The organism is Nostoc paludosum FACHB-159, from assembly GCF_014698835.1.
GTDB classification, from domain to species: domain Bacteria; phylum Cyanobacteriota; class Cyanobacteriia; order Cyanobacteriales; family Nostocaceae; genus Nostoc; species Nostoc paludosum.
The window spans coordinates 157,437-174,153 of record NZ_JACJTU010000007.1 but is presented as its reverse complement, the minus strand read 5'-3'; the positions used below and the strand labels follow the sequence as shown (position 1 = coordinate 174,153).

At 39.6% G+C, this 16,717-nt stretch carries 14 protein-coding genes; 11 read left to right on the top strand and 3 right to left on the bottom strand.

Annotation, left to right across the window (positions count from 1 at the left end; all coding sequences use genetic code 11):
* The first annotated feature begins 40 nt into the window (after positions 1 to 40).
* The 3 genes from H6H03_RS09535 to H6H03_RS09525 all read left to right on the top strand — a co-directional run bounded on the left by H6H03_RS09535 (position 41) and on the right by H6H03_RS09525 (position 3,982).
* Positions 41 to 1,945, top strand: a complete 1,905-nt coding sequence (locus H6H03_RS09535) for a transketolase C-terminal domain-containing protein (RefSeq protein ID WP_190954890.1) — start codon at positions 41 to 43, stop codon at positions 1,943 to 1,945.
* A 68-nt stretch (positions 1,946 to 2,013) separates the two neighbouring features.
* Positions 2,014 to 2,583 (top strand): D-glycero-beta-D-manno-heptose 1,7-bisphosphate 7-phosphatase, encoded by a 570-nt coding sequence (gene gmhB / locus H6H03_RS09530; protein ID WP_242057759.1) that lies wholly within the window; start codon positions 2,014 to 2,016, stop codon positions 2,581 to 2,583.
* A 103-nt stretch (positions 2,584 to 2,686) separates the two neighbouring features.
* Positions 2,687 to 3,982: a glycosyltransferase family 61 protein gene (locus H6H03_RS09525; RefSeq protein WP_190954889.1), complete on the top strand. Its 1,296-nt coding sequence runs from the start codon at positions 2,687 to 2,689 to the stop codon at positions 3,980 to 3,982.
* A 176-nt stretch (positions 3,983 to 4,158) separates the two neighbouring features.
* Here the strand turns inward: H6H03_RS09525 and H6H03_RS09520 are convergent, their stop codons facing one another.
* Entirely contained in the window at positions 4,159 to 4,902 is a 744-nt protein-coding gene (locus H6H03_RS09520; RefSeq protein WP_190954888.1) for a sterol desaturase family protein, read from the bottom strand.
* Between the two features lie 951 nt (positions 4,903 to 5,853).
* On the opposite strand from H6H03_RS09520, the gene H6H03_RS09515 reads away from it, so the two are divergent.
* The 6 genes from H6H03_RS09515 (at position 5,854) to H6H03_RS09490 (ending at position 12,956) form a co-directional block, all read left to right on the top strand.
* Positions 5,854 to 6,861: an SDR family oxidoreductase gene (locus H6H03_RS09515; protein WP_190954887.1), complete on the top strand. Its 1,008-nt coding sequence runs from the start codon at positions 5,854 to 5,856 to the stop codon at positions 6,859 to 6,861.
* A 2-nt stretch (positions 6,862 to 6,863) separates the two neighbouring features.
* Positions 6,864 to 7,286 carry a secondary thiamine-phosphate synthase enzyme YjbQ gene (locus tag H6H03_RS09510; RefSeq protein WP_199338887.1) on the top strand — a complete coding sequence of 141 codons (423 nt, stop codon included), beginning with the start codon at positions 6,864 to 6,866 and terminating at the stop codon, positions 7,284 to 7,286.
* A 1-nt stretch (position 7,287) separates the two neighbouring features.
* Positions 7,288 to 8,412 carry a DegT/DnrJ/EryC1/StrS family aminotransferase gene (locus H6H03_RS09505; protein ID WP_313931820.1) on the top strand — a complete coding sequence of 375 codons (1,125 nt, stop codon included), beginning with the start codon at positions 7,288 to 7,290 and terminating at the stop codon, positions 8,410 to 8,412.
* A 178-nt stretch (positions 8,413 to 8,590) separates the two neighbouring features.
* Positions 8,591 to 9,412 (top strand): sugar phosphate isomerase/epimerase family protein, encoded by an 822-nt coding sequence (locus H6H03_RS09500; RefSeq protein ID WP_190954886.1) that lies wholly within the window; start codon positions 8,591 to 8,593, stop codon positions 9,410 to 9,412.
* Between the two features lie 180 nt (positions 9,413 to 9,592).
* Positions 9,593 to 10,348, top strand: a complete 756-nt coding sequence (locus H6H03_RS09495; protein WP_190954885.1) for an SDR family NAD(P)-dependent oxidoreductase — start codon at positions 9,593 to 9,595, stop codon at positions 10,346 to 10,348.
* 265 nt (positions 10,349 to 10,613) lie between these two features.
* A complete protein-coding gene (locus H6H03_RS09490) occupies positions 10,614 to 12,956 on the top strand; it encodes a glycoside hydrolase family 31 protein (protein WP_190954884.1) in 2,343 nt (780 codons plus the stop codon).
* Positions 12,957 to 13,186: 230 nt separating this feature from the next.
* Here H6H03_RS09490 and H6H03_RS09485 read toward each other — a convergent pair whose 3' ends face one another.
* Together H6H03_RS09485 and H6H03_RS09480 are read right to left on the bottom strand one after the other, a co-directional pair.
* Complete coding sequence (locus H6H03_RS09485) at positions 13,187 to 14,167, bottom strand: HAD-IIB family hydrolase (protein WP_190954883.1); 981 nt, start codon at positions 14,165 to 14,167, stop codon at positions 13,187 to 13,189.
* A 10-nt stretch (positions 14,168 to 14,177) separates the two neighbouring features.
* Entirely contained in the window at positions 14,178 to 15,260 is a 1,083-nt protein-coding gene (locus tag H6H03_RS09480) for a class I fructose-bisphosphate aldolase (RefSeq protein WP_190954882.1), read from the bottom strand.
* Between the two features lie 255 nt (positions 15,261 to 15,515).
* Here H6H03_RS09480 and H6H03_RS09475 point away from each other — a divergent pair, with 255 nt between their 5' ends.
* Positions 15,516 to 15,845, top strand: coding sequence for a hypothetical protein (locus H6H03_RS09475; RefSeq protein WP_190954881.1), 330 nt, complete (start codon positions 15,516 to 15,518; stop codon positions 15,843 to 15,845).
* A 365-nt stretch (positions 15,846 to 16,210) separates the two neighbouring features.
* On the top strand, positions 16,211 to 16,621 hold the full coding sequence (locus H6H03_RS09470; RefSeq protein WP_190954880.1) for a response regulator: 411 nt from the start codon (positions 16,211 to 16,213) through the stop codon (positions 16,619 to 16,621).
* Positions 16,622 to 16,717: the final 96 nt, after the last annotated feature.

Below are 16,717 nucleotides of genomic sequence, written 5' to 3'. Positions count from 1 at the left end.
CTAATTCAGATATAATTCGTTTAATTAAGGAATAAAATCAATGATTTTAACAACTCTTCGCTTTCCCATTGATTTAGATGCTTACAAACCGTTGAAATTAGATCCGACTAACTCAACTTTGACGAATCAACAACGAGAAACGTTGAAAGCTAATATTCAACTTTGTCGAGATACTATTGTTTTCTTTACAGCCATAGCAGCAACAAAAGGTGTAGGCGGTCATACAGGAGGAGCTTATGATACAGTTCCCGAAGTGATGATTTTAGATGCTTTTTTTCGGGGATCGGCAGATAAATTTGTGCCGATTTTCTTCGATGAAGCAGGACACAGAGTCGCCACACAATATTTAATGGCTACTTTACATGGGGATCTTGATGTGGAAGAATTGCTGCATTATCGAGAACCCTATTCTAAACTGCTGGCTCATCCAGAACGGGGACGCACTCCTGGGGTGAAATTTAGCGCCGGTAGGTTAGGACATTTGTGGCCTTATGTGAATGGAGTTGCGATCGCCAATCCTCAACAAGTAGTATTCTGTCTAGGATCGGATGGTTCGCAGCAAGAAGGAAATAACGCCGAAGCCGCACGTTTAGCCGTCGCCAAGAATCTTAACGTCAAGTTGATTATTGATGATAACAATTCCACTTGTAGCGGCTATCCTTCAGATTATTTACCAGGCTACGATGTCAGTCAAACCTTAGCCGGACACGGACTAACTGTACTAATAGGACAAGGCGAAGATTTAGATGATTTGTATAGTCGTCTATGTCAAGCAGCTACCACAAACGGCCCAGTGGCGGTTGTGAATAAACGTCCCATGTGTCCTGGTATTGCTGGGGTAGAAGGTACGCCATTGGGTCATGATGCATTATCGCCTGATTTGGCGATCGCATATCTCGAAACTCGCGGACACACTCAAGCGGCAAATTATCTCAAAGGAATTGTTCCACTCAAAGCAAGCTACACCTTTACCGGTTCTAGCAGCAAAACTCGCCATATCTTCGATGCTACCGTCGTTTCAATTCTCAGTGGGATGACTCCAGCCGAACGCCAAGAAAAGGTAATGTGCATCGATAGCGATTTAGGAGAATCTTGCGGGATCAACAAAATTAGTCAAGCCTATCCAGAAATTTTCTATCACGGCGGCATCATGGAACGCGGAAACTTCGCGGCGGCGGCGGGGTTTGGTATGGAAAAGGGAAAACAAGGCATTTTCAGCACCTACAGCGCCTTTTTAGAAATGTGCATTTCCGAAATCACAATGGCGCGGCTGAATAAATCCAACGTTCTGTGCCAATTTTCCCACAGTGGCATAGATGAATTAGCAGACAACACCTGCCATTTTGGTCTGAATAACATGTTTGCAGACAACGGCTTAGAGGATGGCTACGAAACCCGTCTTTATTACCCAGCCGATGGAGGACAAATGAAAGCTTGTGTCGAAACTATATTTCATCAAACTGGTTTAAGGTTTCTGTTTTCCAGCCGTTCCCCAGTCCCCGATATCCTCGATACTGATGGTAAACCTTTGTTTGGAGAAGGCTATACCTTTGTTCCTGGCAAAGATGACGTGATACGCGAAGGTACAGCCGGCTACATCGTCAGTTTTGGCGAAGTACTTTATCGTGCCTTGAATGTGGTAGAAAACCTCAAGCAACAAGGCATTGATGTCGGCTTAATTAACAAGCCAACCCTAAATATGGTTGATGAAGAAATCATAGCAAAGATTGGTTCCACACCTTTTGTTTTGGTGGTGGAATCATTAAATCGTCGCACAGGTTTAGGAATTCGTTTTGGTTCCTGGTTATTAGAGAGAGGTTTATCTCCCAAATATGCATACATGGGTACTCATCAAGAAGGATGTAGTGGAGTATGGGAACAATTACCGAATCAAGGTATTGATGCCATTGGGATTATGAACCAAGTTAAGAAACTGCTTGCTTAATACAACATTTCATTAATTCGCTGCATTCCAAAATAATTAGGCGCATCTTCATAGAGAAGCATTGACTGATGATTATCATCAGTCAACAATCAACAATTAGTCAAATGATCAAAGTAGCTTTCCTTGACCGCGACGGTGTTATCAATGTTGATTACGGCTATGTTTTTAAACGCGACCAGTTTGAATTTATCGATGGTCTGTTTACCGTCTGTCGTCTATTGCATGATTTAAGTTATGAATTGATTGTAATTACTAATCAGTCAGGCATTGCTCGTGGTTATTATTCTGAACACGATTTTTTAGACCTAACTGTATGGATGTGCGAACAATTTAAAAAACAAGGTGTACCATTGCTTGATGTATTTTATTGCCCACATCACCCCGAAGCTACTATATCTAATTATCGGCAAAACTGCCGATGTCGTAAACCATCCCCAGGAATGATTGAGCAGGCTTGCCAAAAATATCCAATAGACTTGCAAAACTCAATCTTGATTGGTGATAAAACATCGGATATGCAAGCAGCAAAAACCGCAGGGATCGGTAAATTTTATTTGCTTGGAAAAGAAGTTTTTGAAGAACAACTGGTGGTGTCTGCTCGGCTAGATAATTTACTTCAACTAGAGTCTTTCATTTAAATCTATTCGTTTATTAAACATTCCTAAAATTTATAGCGATCGCTAATAAAAAATAGGAAGATTAATTTGTCGCTGCAATTCTAACTAATAAGGTTATCACCACATGAATCAAGCTTGGCTTTATTTACAAGAATTTTTAATATTTAAATTAATTTATCCTATTTTATTAAAATATATTAACGAGCATCTCATCACACTAACTGAGGAGATGGAGAAAGATCGAAGGGAAAACAACATCCCCAAATTAGAAGCTGAATATCAACAATTACCCATTCTTCGGTATATTTATTCAATTTTATTTAATTATCTACATGAAAATTTAATTCCCAGGATAGATTTGCTAGAGCAATGTCAAGAGCAAAATAATCTCTATCAATTAAAGTATCAAGAAGTTATTCAGATAGAACCAGCTATCAGTTATCAAGAAATTCCGGTTGCATTTAGAGAAAAAGAAGGTAAATTTGAATTTACTAATCCTTTTGCTGCCGTTGTCAAAAATATAGAATTATTCGGAATTCATGCCATTGGATTTACCCAAGAGAAAAAAATTATCTTAGAAACAGTTTTAGATAGAGTAGATGTTTTAGAACATACTGCCATTTCCACACTGAGACAAGGTTTTAATTTTCAATATCTTGCACGAGTTGGGAATATAGAGCATATTGATTTAGCTTGTTCCCTAGTTAATTATTGGAGTCCTTTATATGCTCATTGGATATATGAGGCTTTAACTCGATTAGAAGTCCTTGAATATTATTCTCAAAAGACAGGCAAAAAACCAAAATTAATTATCGATAACAACCCGCCGATTTGGGAAATTCGCTCTTTAGAACTGATGGGTTATGTTCCAGAAGATTATATCGAATGGAATGGAACTAGAGCGAAAATTAACGAATTAGTTGTTTGCTCTAAACGGCGCGAGGGAGGACGTATTTCTATTAAAGCTTGTCATTGGGTAAGAGAACGTATTTTGAGCAATGTGGATACTTATGGAAATCCAAATCTGCTTTTGAGTCCCAAGATTTTTATTTCCCGGAGAAAAGCAAATGCTCGCCGCATTTTGAACGAAGAAAAAGTGATAAATACTTTAGCTAAAATGGATTTTGTTCCTTATGTGCTTGAAGATTTAGATTTTGCAGACCAAGTGAAGCTATTTGCTCAAGCTGAATTTATTATTGCTCCTCATGGTGGTGGAGTTACAAATATTATTTTCTCGCAAAATTTAACGTTAATTGAACTATTTGGTCAAAAAATTAGCCACTTTTATTATACAGTTGCTCAGGGATTAAAATTTGATTATGCTTGTATGTTTTGTGAAGCAAAAAATGAAGATATCATTGTCAATTGTGAAGAATTAACTCAGATTGTCTATAGGATGACAAAAACTAGAATCGGATAATCTAAATTAGATAAACGCAATTATAGCGAGGACTGGGGGAAAGTAAATCTTAAGTAGGGTGTGTTATCGCAAAGCGCAACGCACCTCAATTGATATAGTCTATCGAGGTGCGTTAGCCTTCGGCATAACACACCCTACATTTATTTACTATTGCTTGAGATTTAGCGATTATAGTTTTAAATTCCGACAATCATTTTTACTGTTACTGGTTCGTCAATTCCAGCAGATTGATTTTCATCTAAATGATATGTATCGGGATCTAAATAAGTTCCAAATAAGCGATCGAAAATAGTTAAACTATCTCCGAAGTTTCTGCCCCTCATGTCATAATGATGTAAACTATGAAACCGAGGTGTGACATAAATCCACTCTAATATTCTCATCCAAGGCTGGGATTTGACATTGAGATGTATCCAATTATTTTGAAAAGCGCCATGTAAAGATACTATCGTCATTAGTTGTAGAGGAATGCCTAGCAATGGAAACCAAATAACTGAAATTGTATATAACATTTCACTGGTTAAACTCGATCTTTGTGCTGCTAACCACCATACTGACTGACTTGAATGATGCCACTTATGAGTTAACCATGTATACTCATTTGCATGTTGCATTCGATGGATTATGTAATAAACAAACTCTTTTAGCACAAAAGCAGTAACGAATCTCACCCATAATGGGAAAGATAAAATTCCAGTTGATTCTACAATTTCTTTTGGAAAAGTTAAGACTTTTGTGAGTACCATCCAAGTAACATAGTTATTGATTAGCATATAAAAAAATCCTACTGATGCCGCCTGAAATTCTTTTAAAAATTCAGATTTATATTTGACCAAGCGGAGGGGATCTTGTTTTTCCCAAAGCCAGAGTATTACACCTGAACTAAAAGTCATTAGCCAGTATAAAAGTATAGTTTTCATCAGAATTCAATGCACAAGATGTTGTTAGACTGTCAGATTAGCACTTCAAATATTGCGCTTAACCATTGATTTGGGATCTATGACTAAGCACAAGAGTCATTACTGTAATATTCTTAAATGCACAAAGATATCTCAATTAATTTTCACATCACTATCTGTTATCAGGTGAGTAAAAATTATTTCAGATTGACTGTGCTATTTTATTAATGATGTTTTACATCCGTAATATTTTGACTCGATATCGAAGTAGTTAATCTTGAGTTTCAGACTAGTAATTTATCACCAATCAAGCGATCGCACAAGGACAGTTAAGACAGTTAAGACAGTTTATCTCATAATTTTTAGACAGACTAATTACAGGTAAAATGCACTACGTCTAAAATCTTGATGATTAGAGCTTTTCTTCAGTCAGACTTTCAACCTGAGTCTGAATTTCTGTAGGATTTCTACAAAAACCCTTAGCTCGACTTTATCCAAAATTAAGAACTTGGCTTTCCTTATCCGGCAAAAATCCTGGTTTTTTGGCAAATACTTTTTCCATGTTACTGATTTGCACTCAAGTCCAAAAACTAAAACTACCATCCCGTAATGGTTTCAGCTTCGGGTTTTGGGCTTCGTAAAAATGGATAAAGTCGAGCTTAGAAGCCGCCTTACTGATTTCATGTGAATATACTTATTAAACATTCATAAAATTTAGATGAAATCATCCTAAAAAAGAGGAAGATTACTTTGTCGCTGCAAATTCACCTATGAAGGTTATAGACAGATGAATCAAACTTAGTAGGATTTACAACAATTAAAACAAATGCTTGACCGATTGTAAATTAGGATTTTGATTATGTCCCTTATGTTTTGTAAAGCAAAAGAAATATAAAAGTATTATAAATTGTAAATAATTAAATAAATTATTTACAAAAAGGCAAAAGCTAGAATTTAATGATGTAAATATATATGAAAGCTAAATTAAATTCTCATAAACGTTGCTTAGTCACTGGTGCTGCTGGTTTTATTGGTTCTCACTTATGCGATCGCCTACTCAAATTAGGTCATAGTGTCGTTGGATTGGATAACCTGATTACAGGCAGAAAGACTAATTTAAAAGTAGCTCAAACCTATCCCACGTTTACATTTATTGAACAAGATTTAGCTGATATTTCTCCAGACACCTTAACAGATATTGATTGGGTATTTCATTTAGCAGGATTAGCTGATTTAGTTCCTTCAATTCAAAATCCAGGACAATATTATCATTCCAATCTCCATAGTACCTTTGTCCTTTTAGAAGCTTGTCGTACTGCTCAAATTGAGAAATTTATCTACACAGCTTCCTCCACCTGCTATGGTATTCCTGACCAATATCCCACACCAGAAACCTATCCCTGTCATCCCAAACACCCCTATGGTTTGACGAAATATTTAGGGGAACAACTAGTCATGCACTGGGCGCAAGTTTATCAACTTCCAGCCCTTTCTTTACGACTATTTAATGTGTATGGGCCGCGATCGCGCACAACTGGGGCTTATGGTGCGGTGTTTGGCGTATTTCTAGCTCAAAAACTCGCCAGAAAACCCTTTACTGTGGTGGGAGATGGAACGCAAACAAGAGATTTTACCTTCGTTAGTGATGTAGTAGAAGCCTTTGTCAAAGCAGCCGAATTAGATATTACAGGGGAAATAATTAACGTTGGTTCGGGTAAATCTGAAAGCGTTTTGACACTCGTGAAATTATTACAGGGGCCAATTACTCATATCCCCAAACGTCCAGGCGAACCGGATTGTACTTGGGCAGATATTACCAAAGCTACAACTCTTTTAAAATGGCAACCTCAAGTGACTTTGAGCCAAGGAGTCAGCGAAATGTTAGCTAATATTGAACTTTGGCGAGATGCTCCCGTTTGGACAACAGAAACGATTCAGCAAGAGACAAAATTGTGGTTTGAGCATCTAGGAAAAGCATAAAAATGACAAACTCATCCATCAGACTTTACCAACAAGCAATCAAAGTGCAAACCACTGGTAAATCTCTGTGTCAGATTACACCCCAAGTCCAAGCGATCGTTACAGAATCAGGAATTCAAGCAGGGCTTTGTAACCTTTTTATTCGTCATACCTCAGCTAGTTTACTGATTCAGGAAAATGATGCCAAACCCGATGTAGAAGCCTTTTTTGCCAAATTAGTGCCAGAAACAGGACAATATATCCTACCAGGAGAGGGTTTAGACGATATGCCTGCACATATCCGATGTGCCCTCACCCATACCTCCGAACAAATCCCCATTGCCCAAAGTCTTTTGCAACTGGGTCGTTTACAAGATATTTTTATCTGGGAACATCGCCAGTCTGGTCATAGCCGTGAAGTTCTGATTAATATTTTGGGATATTAAAGTGCAACAACTAACAATTAATCAAATTCCCTACATCAACCTTAAAAGTCAACACGCTGCTTTGAAGTCTGAATTGTTAGCAGCAGTTGGTGAAGTTCTTGATGACGGCAACTTTATTTTAGGCGAACAAGTTGCAGAATTTGAGCATCAGTTTGCTCAATTGTGCGGTGTTCGTTATGCCATCGGAGTCAATTCTGGGACAGATGCGCTAATTTTCGCACTCAAAGCCCTTGGTATTGGTTCTGGTGATGAAGTCATCACTGCACCGAATTCCTTCGTAGCTTCAGCTAGTTGTATTCGCGTCCTTGGGGCAAAACCTGTATTCGTTGATGTGGGCGATGATTACAACATTGATGTGAGTCAAATTGCAGCTGCGATTACTCCCAAAACCAAAGCAATTATCCCAGTGCATCTTACAGGCCGACCATGCGACATGGAACCAATTTTAGCCCTAGCCCAAGAAAAAGGAATTGCCGTAGTAGAAGACGCAGCTCAAGCAGTACTCGCTGAATATCAAGGTCAACGAGTGGGTTCTTTTGGAACAGTGGGGTGTTTTAGTTTACATGCTCTAAAAAACTTAAATGCCTGTGGAGATGGGGGAGTATTAGTTACAGACGATCGCGATTTGCACGACAAGCTAAAAATCATGCGGAATATTGGCTTGCGTACCCGCGATGACTGTGTTTTGTGGTCGCATAATTCCCGTTTAGATACCTTACAAGCAGCAATTCTTTTAGTCAAATTGCGCTATCTTTCCGAATGGACGCAACAACGTCGGCAAAATGCTCACTATTACCAAACTCAACTCGCAGATATTCCTCAGATCCAAATACCACCAGAACGGGAGTATGAAAAATGCGTGTACCACACCTTTGTCATCCAAGCACAACGCCGCGATGAACTGCGCCAATTTTTAAGCGATCGCGGTATTGGTACCGCAATTCATTATCCAGTACCAATTCACTTATCCACAGTAGGTAAAGAATTAGGTTATCCAGAAGGAAGTTTCCCTGTTACGGAAATCCAAGCACAGCGAATCCTTAGCTTACCTATTCATCAAGGATTAACTGTTGAGGAACTCCATCGAGTCTGTGAAAACATTAAATTATTCTATCGATATTCCTAATACCTACACAGGCATTGCAGGATCGATTAATATTACCTTCCCGTTAAAAAATTACCCATATCCTCTTTTTCTCTGCGTTCTCTGCGCCCTCTGCGGTTCGTAAAAAACGGTATTACCTTGCGAAGCAAATAAACCAGATACAAAACCCGTTTCACAATCCAAAATCCAAAATCCAAATATGACCAATAACATTACTCCACCAAATATTGCCTGTGCTGCTTGGGGCTGGAGAGAAGTGGAAATACCAGAATATTTTCACTGGATAAGCAACCAAGGCATTCGCTCAGTAGAAGTTAACGCTCACCCCCAAGCACCCAAACATCTTTTAAATGATGGCGACGATGAATCAGTCTCTAAAATAGCTACTTGGGCACAAGAAGCAGGAGTAGATATTATCTGTATAGCCGGACGAAATAATTTTACAATTCCAGAAGAAGCTGATTTAGAAAAAGAGATTCAAAGAGTAGAACGTTTCGTTGATATAGCGCAACAACTAGGAGCAAAATTTGTCCGATTATTGTCTGGCGATCACAGAAACGATCATATTCTTCCAGATGTTTTTCCTCGCCTCCACTATGCCTTTAACCGCATTGGTGATTATGCCGAAGCAAGAGGTATTAAAATAACTATTGAAAATCACGGCGGCCCCACAGCAACAGGACAAAGAGTTGCCAGAATTATGGAAGGCATCAAAAGTCCTGCGGTTGGTGTCAACTACGATCCCGCTAACTTTTTGAATCAAGGAACCGATCCCTTGATGGCATTACGCTACATCCTTCCTTGGGTAAACTACAGTCATTGGAAAGATGTGCGATGGGTTAATGGTGGGCCTCAATTTTGTGCTTTTGGAGAAGGAGAAATTGTTTGGCAACCAATTATCCAAGAACTATTAAATGCAGGTTACCAGGGATATTGGGTCGTTGAATATGAAGAACCATCAGATGTTGAACATGGAACCAAAGAAAGCGTAAATAATTTGTGTCAAATGTTAGGAATGTAAGAAATTAGAATTCAGAATTCAGAATTCAGAATTCAGAATTCAGAATTCAGGATTGAGAATTATAAATAGTGTAAAACTAAAGATGAATTTGACACAACCTCAACTCCCAACTCCTAACTCTTAACTCCTAACTCCTAACTCCTAACTCCTAACTATTTTTCATCAGAGGTTAGTAATTAAATGTCATTTTCTCTAGATGGACATGTTGCCTTAGTCACAGGAAGTTCTGCTGGTTTGGGAAAAGCGATCGCTCTGAAATTGGGACAAGCCGGCGCCAAGGTAGCAATTAACTACAACAACAACGAATCACGGGCGAAACAGGCTTTGGCTGAACTAGAACAGCAAGGTAGCCAAGGAATTTTAGTGCGTGGGGATGTTACCGACGAAGCAGACGTGGCAGCTATTTATGAAGCGATCGCCACACAACTTGGTGCTGTAGATATTTTGGTGTTGAATGCAACAGGAAAACAGCCCCAAATACCTTTTGAGGAGTTCACTTGGCAAGATTTCCAAACAATGCTTGATTTTTTCGTCAAGAGTCCCTATTTACTGACTCGTATTTGCTTACCCGTGATGAAGCAGAAACAATGGGGGCGAATTATCAATATCAGTAGTGACGTTTGTTTTCGGGGGGTGAATAACTCTAGTGCTTACGTCACCGCCAAAAGTGGACAACTTGGATTCACGCGCAGTATGGCAACGGAACTTGCACCCTTTGGAATCACAGTCAACGCCGTTGCTCCGGGGTGGATTCCTGTAGAACGCCATGAAAGCGTCCCTCAAGACAAAAAAGATGCTTACCAAGTAAGAATTCCCATGCAGCAATGGGGTACTCCACAGGATATTGCCGAAGCAGTGCTTTACTTTGCTAGTCAAGAATCCAAATTTGTCACAGGACAATACTTATGTATTAATGGTGGCTTTACTCTTATGTAAATATATTTACTTGTAATTGAGCTACTTCCTTCTACCATAAGATTATTTATAACTCTTCCTTTGCGTCCTTTGCGTCCTTGGCGGTTCGTAAAAAAAAAATAGGTATTGCTTTAAAAGTCTCACGCAAAGGCGCAAAGGCGCAAAGAATAAGATACCTGAAAACATATGTAAAAATTTGTCTATGGTATGCCTAAAGATACAAGCTTTTAGCAGTAGTTTATGTGATTCTCAATTGGGGAAAGTAGTTATTTTTTAATCAGGGATTATGCCGCAATATTTTGGACAACTGCACACAGCCGAGCCAGCTTGGTCAATTCTGGGAGCAGTAGAAGCAATACAAAAAGACGATCGCCATATCCTATTAAAATGCGGCATTCCCTATCTGAAGATTAGCATTTTAGCACCTAACTTAATCCGGGTACGGATGACCCCAAGTGGCGAATTTTTACCCAGGCGATCGTGGGCAGTGGCACAGGCAGATGAAGAATGGTCTAAGGTGCCCTTTGAAGTACGAGAAACAGCAGAGACTATAGAAATCACAACCGAGAAATTGTCTATTGTCATCTCCCGCAATCCTTGTCGTATCCAGTGCTTCGACTCAGCAGGACAGCCCTTTGCTGAGGATGCAGACATGGGAATGGGGTGGCGAACTGGTGCGATCGCTGGGTGGAAACGGATAGAAACCGACGAACATTTCTATGGTTTTGGTGAACCCACTGGCTTGCTAGATCAGCGATCGAAAGTGAGAACTAATTGGACAACTGATGCGATCGATTTTGGGATTTTGACAGATAGTATGTATCAGTCAATTCCCTTTTTTATTGCCTTACGTCCGGGTTTAGGCTACGGGCTTTTTTTTAATACTACTTTTTGGAGCCGATTCGATGTCGGTGCCCAGCAGCCTGGAATCTGGCGCATGGAAACCCAGGGAAGTGAACTAGATTACTACATCATTTATGGGCCCGAACCCGCAAAAATTCTTCAAACCTACACCCAGCTAACCGGACGGATGCCCTTACCACCCCGATGGTCGTTAGGTTACCACCAGTGTCGCTGGAGTTATCAATCACAGGATATAGTACAAAAAGTAGCGCGGGAATTTCGGCAGCGGCAAATTCCGTGTGATGTTATCCATTTAGATATTGATTATATGAACGGCTACCGGGTTTTTACCTGGAGTCCGAAGCGATTTGCTAATCCTAAAGAATTAATCCAAAATCTCAAGGAAAACGGCTTTAAAATAGCGACAATTGTCGAACCTGGGGTTAAGTACGATCCAGAAGCAGACTATAAAGTATTCGATGAGGGATTAAAAAACGATTTTTTTGTCCGTAAAACCAACGGCCAGCTATTTCACGGCTATGTTTGGCCTGACAAAGCTGTGTTTCCTGATTACATGCGTCCAGAAGTTCAAGATTGGTGGGGAGGTTTACTAAACAGCCTAACTGATATTGGTATTGCCGGCATCTGGAATGACATGAATGAACCCACACTAGACGATCGCCCATTTGGTGACCCTGGTCGTAAAATTGACTTTCCCCTTGATGCAGCACAGGGGCCGGCTGAGGAGAAAACTAACCACGCTGAAACCCATAACGTGTATGGGTTAATGATGGCCCAGGCATCTTATGAGGCAGTCGTCAAATCCCGTCCCACGGAACGCACATTTTTCTTAACGCGCTCAGGATTTGCGGGCATTCAGCGTTGGTCAGCAGTATGGACGGGAGACAATCAATCTCTGTGGGAACACTTAGAAATGTCCATACCAATGCTGTGTAACTTGGGGTTGTCGGGTATTGCCTTTGTGGGTACAGATATTGGAGGGTTTGCGGGGAATGCCACACCGGAACTATTTACTCGTTGGATGCAGCTAGGAATGCTTTACCCCTTCATGCGGGGACATTCAGCATTGACTACAGCACAGCATGAACCTTGGGCATTTGGCGATCGCGTTGAAAAAATTTGCCGTGAGTACATTGAACTCCGTTACCGACTACTGCCTTACATCTACACATTTTTCTGGGAAGCTGCAACCACAGGCGCACCAATTCTGCGTCCCCTACTCTATCATTTTCCTAACGATCCGCAGACTTTCAGCCTCGCAGACCAAGTAATGCTTGGTTCATCATTACTCGCAGCACCAATTTATCGTCCCGGTGTTCAATATCGTGCTGTATATTTGCCTGAAGGTCAGTGGTATGACTGGTGGAGTGGTGAAGCTTTCACAGGGCCAACCCACATCTTGGCACACGCACCACTTGAGCAAATGCCATTATACGTCCGTGCTGGTTCAATTATTCCTATGATCCCAGTCATGCAATATGTAGATGAACGCCCCATAGACCAGATGAGACTACGCATTTGGAAAGGCACAGGTGAGTTTACCCTTTATGAAGATGATGGTCACACATTTGAGTACAAAACAGGAGTCTTTTGCACAACAACTTACCGCGTTAATTCCCAAGAGCAACGAACCATTGTTGAGATTGAAGCTAGAAAAGGTGAGTTTTCACCTGCAAACCGCGAAATCATTGTGGAATTAGTCGGCGTTGGCGAACAAAGCTTTATTGATAATGGCACTGCACATCAATTAGAATTTTCTTCTTAGTGGTCTGTCGCATTAATTTTGCAGGTTTAATAAACGAACCGCAAAGGACGCAAAGAGCGCAAAGAAAGAAAAATTAAGAAGAAGTTCACCCCTGATTGAACGATTTTTCGTCATTCCACCCGATGTAGAGACGTAGCAATGCTACGTCTCTACTCTGTGGTTCGATTTTTCAGAACTTGTGCTGAAGTTAGCAGCAAAATCTTTTTAACCCGAACTGAGGTTATCTTAACTTATTTGATGAGTGTTTTTAATACAGATAATATCCCTTTAGTGTACTCATTCTTTTCTATTCGAGAATGTAATTTTTTAGCTTCGCTTGTGGCATTTCCTACTAAATAACCATGTTCAACCGCTTGCAGCATTTCAATATCATTACCACTTTCCCCAAAAGCTATAGAGTTTTTGTAGTTAATATTTGTATGTTTTAAAATAAAATTAACTATATCTTTTTTACCCGTTCCCGCCGGTGTAAAATCCACATCATAGCAGTTTTCGGGATCTCCACATAAAGGATTACATTGGCTAATATTGACTGCAATGCCAGCCTTTTTAGCTATATTTTTGATTTGTAATAGTGCCTGTGAATCAAGTTCCTTGTTTTGTTGATGATAATAGTAATTTTTTAAGAAACGAGAATCTTCTATTTGAGGTTGTGGAGTCAAATGGATATCATCTAATTTTAAAATACTAACTAAATTGTTAATTAATTTTTCTGAAAATCCAGTTTCTTTGAGATTATTTTCCCATTGTTTATCTTTTTCACCGTATTGTTTTTGATTGAAGTAAGTTAGCTCAGTACCTAAACTACTGGCAATAAAATGAGGTAAGACTTTTAAACCATATTTATTTATTTTCGAGAAGACTGAAGTTAAACTGCTGCCAGTAACCCAACCCAAAATAATTTGTTTTTCGTAGCTTTGGTTTAATAAATACTCTTCTAGTTCCTGTCGATCGCTTTTATGATGCTCTTGGTTTTGGTGAGCGAGATAAGTTTCATCAAAATCTGTAAAAACAACATATTTTGGTTGTGGAACATAAGGTAATGCCTTGATATGATGTTCGTGAAATTTCATATTATTTTTAATCTGATATTTAGGAAGTGGGGAATGGGTGAGACAAGGAGACAAAAAGACAAATTGTAACAATTCTTTCCCCTTGTCCTCTTCCCATGCCCCATGCCCAATGCCCAATGCCCAATGCCCAATGCCCAATGCCCAATTTTTAAGCTATCGTCACATCTGGCGATAAGTAAACATCTTGAATGGCGTGAAATAGTTTAACGCCTTCTTCAAAGGGACGCTGGAATGTCTTGCGTCCAGAAATTAATCCCGAACCACCGGCGCGTTTGTTAATGACGGCGGTACGAACTGCTTCGGCGAAGTCATTTTTGCCCGTTGCGCCACCAGAATTAATCAGCCCCGCGCGTCCGGAGTAGCAATTGAGTACTTGATAACGAGTCAAATCAATTGGGTGGTCGGTTGTTAATTCTGTGTAAACTCGTTCGTCGGTTTTGCCGTAACTCTTACCAGTAGCTTTGGCAACTGCTCCATAGCCGTTGTTGCATTCGGGTAACTTTTGTTTAATGATGTCGGCTTCAATGGTGACACCCAAATGATTTGCTTGTCCGGTGAGGTCGGCTGCAAGGTGATAATCTTTATCTTGTTTAAAAGCGTTGTTCCGCAAATAGCACCAGAGAATAGTCGCCATCCCTAATTCATGGGCGCGTTTAAAAGCTTTGCTGATTTCTTGAATTTGCCTGGTAGACTGGTCTGAACCAAAGTAAATTGTTGCACCAACGGCCGCCGCGCCTAAATTCCAAGCTTGTTCGACATCAGCAAACAATACCTGGTCAAATTGATTGGGGAAGGTCAGCAATTCGTTGTGATTCAACTTGACAATAAAGGGGATTTTATGGGCATATTTTCGTGATATGATACCCAATACTCCCAAAGTGGTCGCAACGGCGTTGCATTCTGCGGCGATCGCCAACTTCACAATATTTTCTGGATCGAAGTAAATTGGATTCGGCGCAAAGGACGCAGCGGCGGAATGTTCAATCCCTTGGTCTACCGGCAGAATAGACAGATAGCCTGTGTTTGCCAAACGACCAGTAGAATAAAGTAACTGAAGATTACGCAATACTTGAGGATTGCGATCGCTATTAATCCAAACTCGATCTACAAAATCCGGCCCTGGCAAATGCAATAAATCCTTAGAAACCTTTGCTTTGTAAGTAAGCAGGTCTTCTGCCTCTTTACCTAGCAATGACTCGATAGAATTAGCCTCTATGAGCGTTGTAGTCATAGCGTTTTCCTCAAAACTTGAGCAAATGACCTTGCCTTTAAGATAGCATTTTAGTCAGAATTAAGAATTCAGAACTCAGAATTCAGAAATAATTAAAGAATCAGAGTAATATTTGATAAATAAATCTAGCGAGTATACCATAGCAATTTTCTTTAAATTGTGAAAAATATTAGTAATGCCTGTTAACTGGCATCAGTCAACAGTTATCAGTCAAAAGCTAATTATGGTAATAATCATAAATAAAATCAATCAGCCATGAGTAAATTTCAAATCAATATCGACTTCAGCAATATAGATTTAGCTGCCTTGGAGACAGAAGACGATTTTCAAAGAGAGGCAAAAATATTATTACCAAAGGCACTGATAAAACTAGGAGAAAGCGTCGGCGAAAAGACATGGGAAGAATTACAGCAAGGACTCAAAGGTTCTGGAGGTAAACTCAAATCTTCTCAAAGCGAAAAACGTCGATTTATTCAAGAAACCGGAAGAACTTATCAACGAAATGCCAGCAACAGAGAAAAGCAAGAGTTACAAGTATATATAGTAGAGAAATTACGCCAGCACAAGCAGCAAACTCATCTTTGATTCCTCAAAAGAATGGGGTATTAGGAGTATTGATTATTGACCAAATAATTATTAATTCATAATTCATAATTCATAATTAAAAATGGGTACAAGCCCGCACTGAATTTTAAATTCAGTGGTCTTTAATCAATGGAGAGTTCAATCGGCAGGTAGGGACGCAAGGCCTTGCGCCCCTACGACAGATGTGGTTCAAATACATGAAAAAGGCTCCCTAATCCTTAAGATGTCATAAGTTTTTACCTTCAGTAGATGCGGCGATCGCATTTTCCATCAGTTAATAGCATTAGTAGGCGCATTATTAATGTCATTCCATAAAATCTATGCATTTTAATACCAAGTTTTAATACTACATTGTAGTAAAAATAATGCCCAACAAGTCGATATCTCTAAAGCAACTACGCTTACTCGTTGTCGATGACGACTCTGACACGAGAAAGATACTTACTACTTTGTTTAAATTAGAGGGAGCAGAAGTTATTGCAGCTGCTTGTGCGTCGGAAGCTTTGGAAGCAATGTTAGATTTTCAACCAGATATTTTGATTTGTGATATCTGTATGCCAGGTGAAGATGGCTACTCATTGCTGGAGAAAATTAGAACACTGAACAAACAACAAACCCAACGAGAAATTCCCGCGATCGCTTTGACAGCATTCGTTCATGAAGAAGACCGTATCTATGGCTTATTAACAGGTTTTCACAGCTATCTATACAAACCAATTGACTTGAAGGAGTTAGTTTTTTTAGTTAGTAATTTAATTGAGCAAAGCAATAATTAATAAGTAATATAATTTTAGATTTTAAAAGGCAACAGCGAACAGTTTCATATTATTATGTCCTGTTAAAGACTTACAGCAGATTGCAAGTTGGTGAGG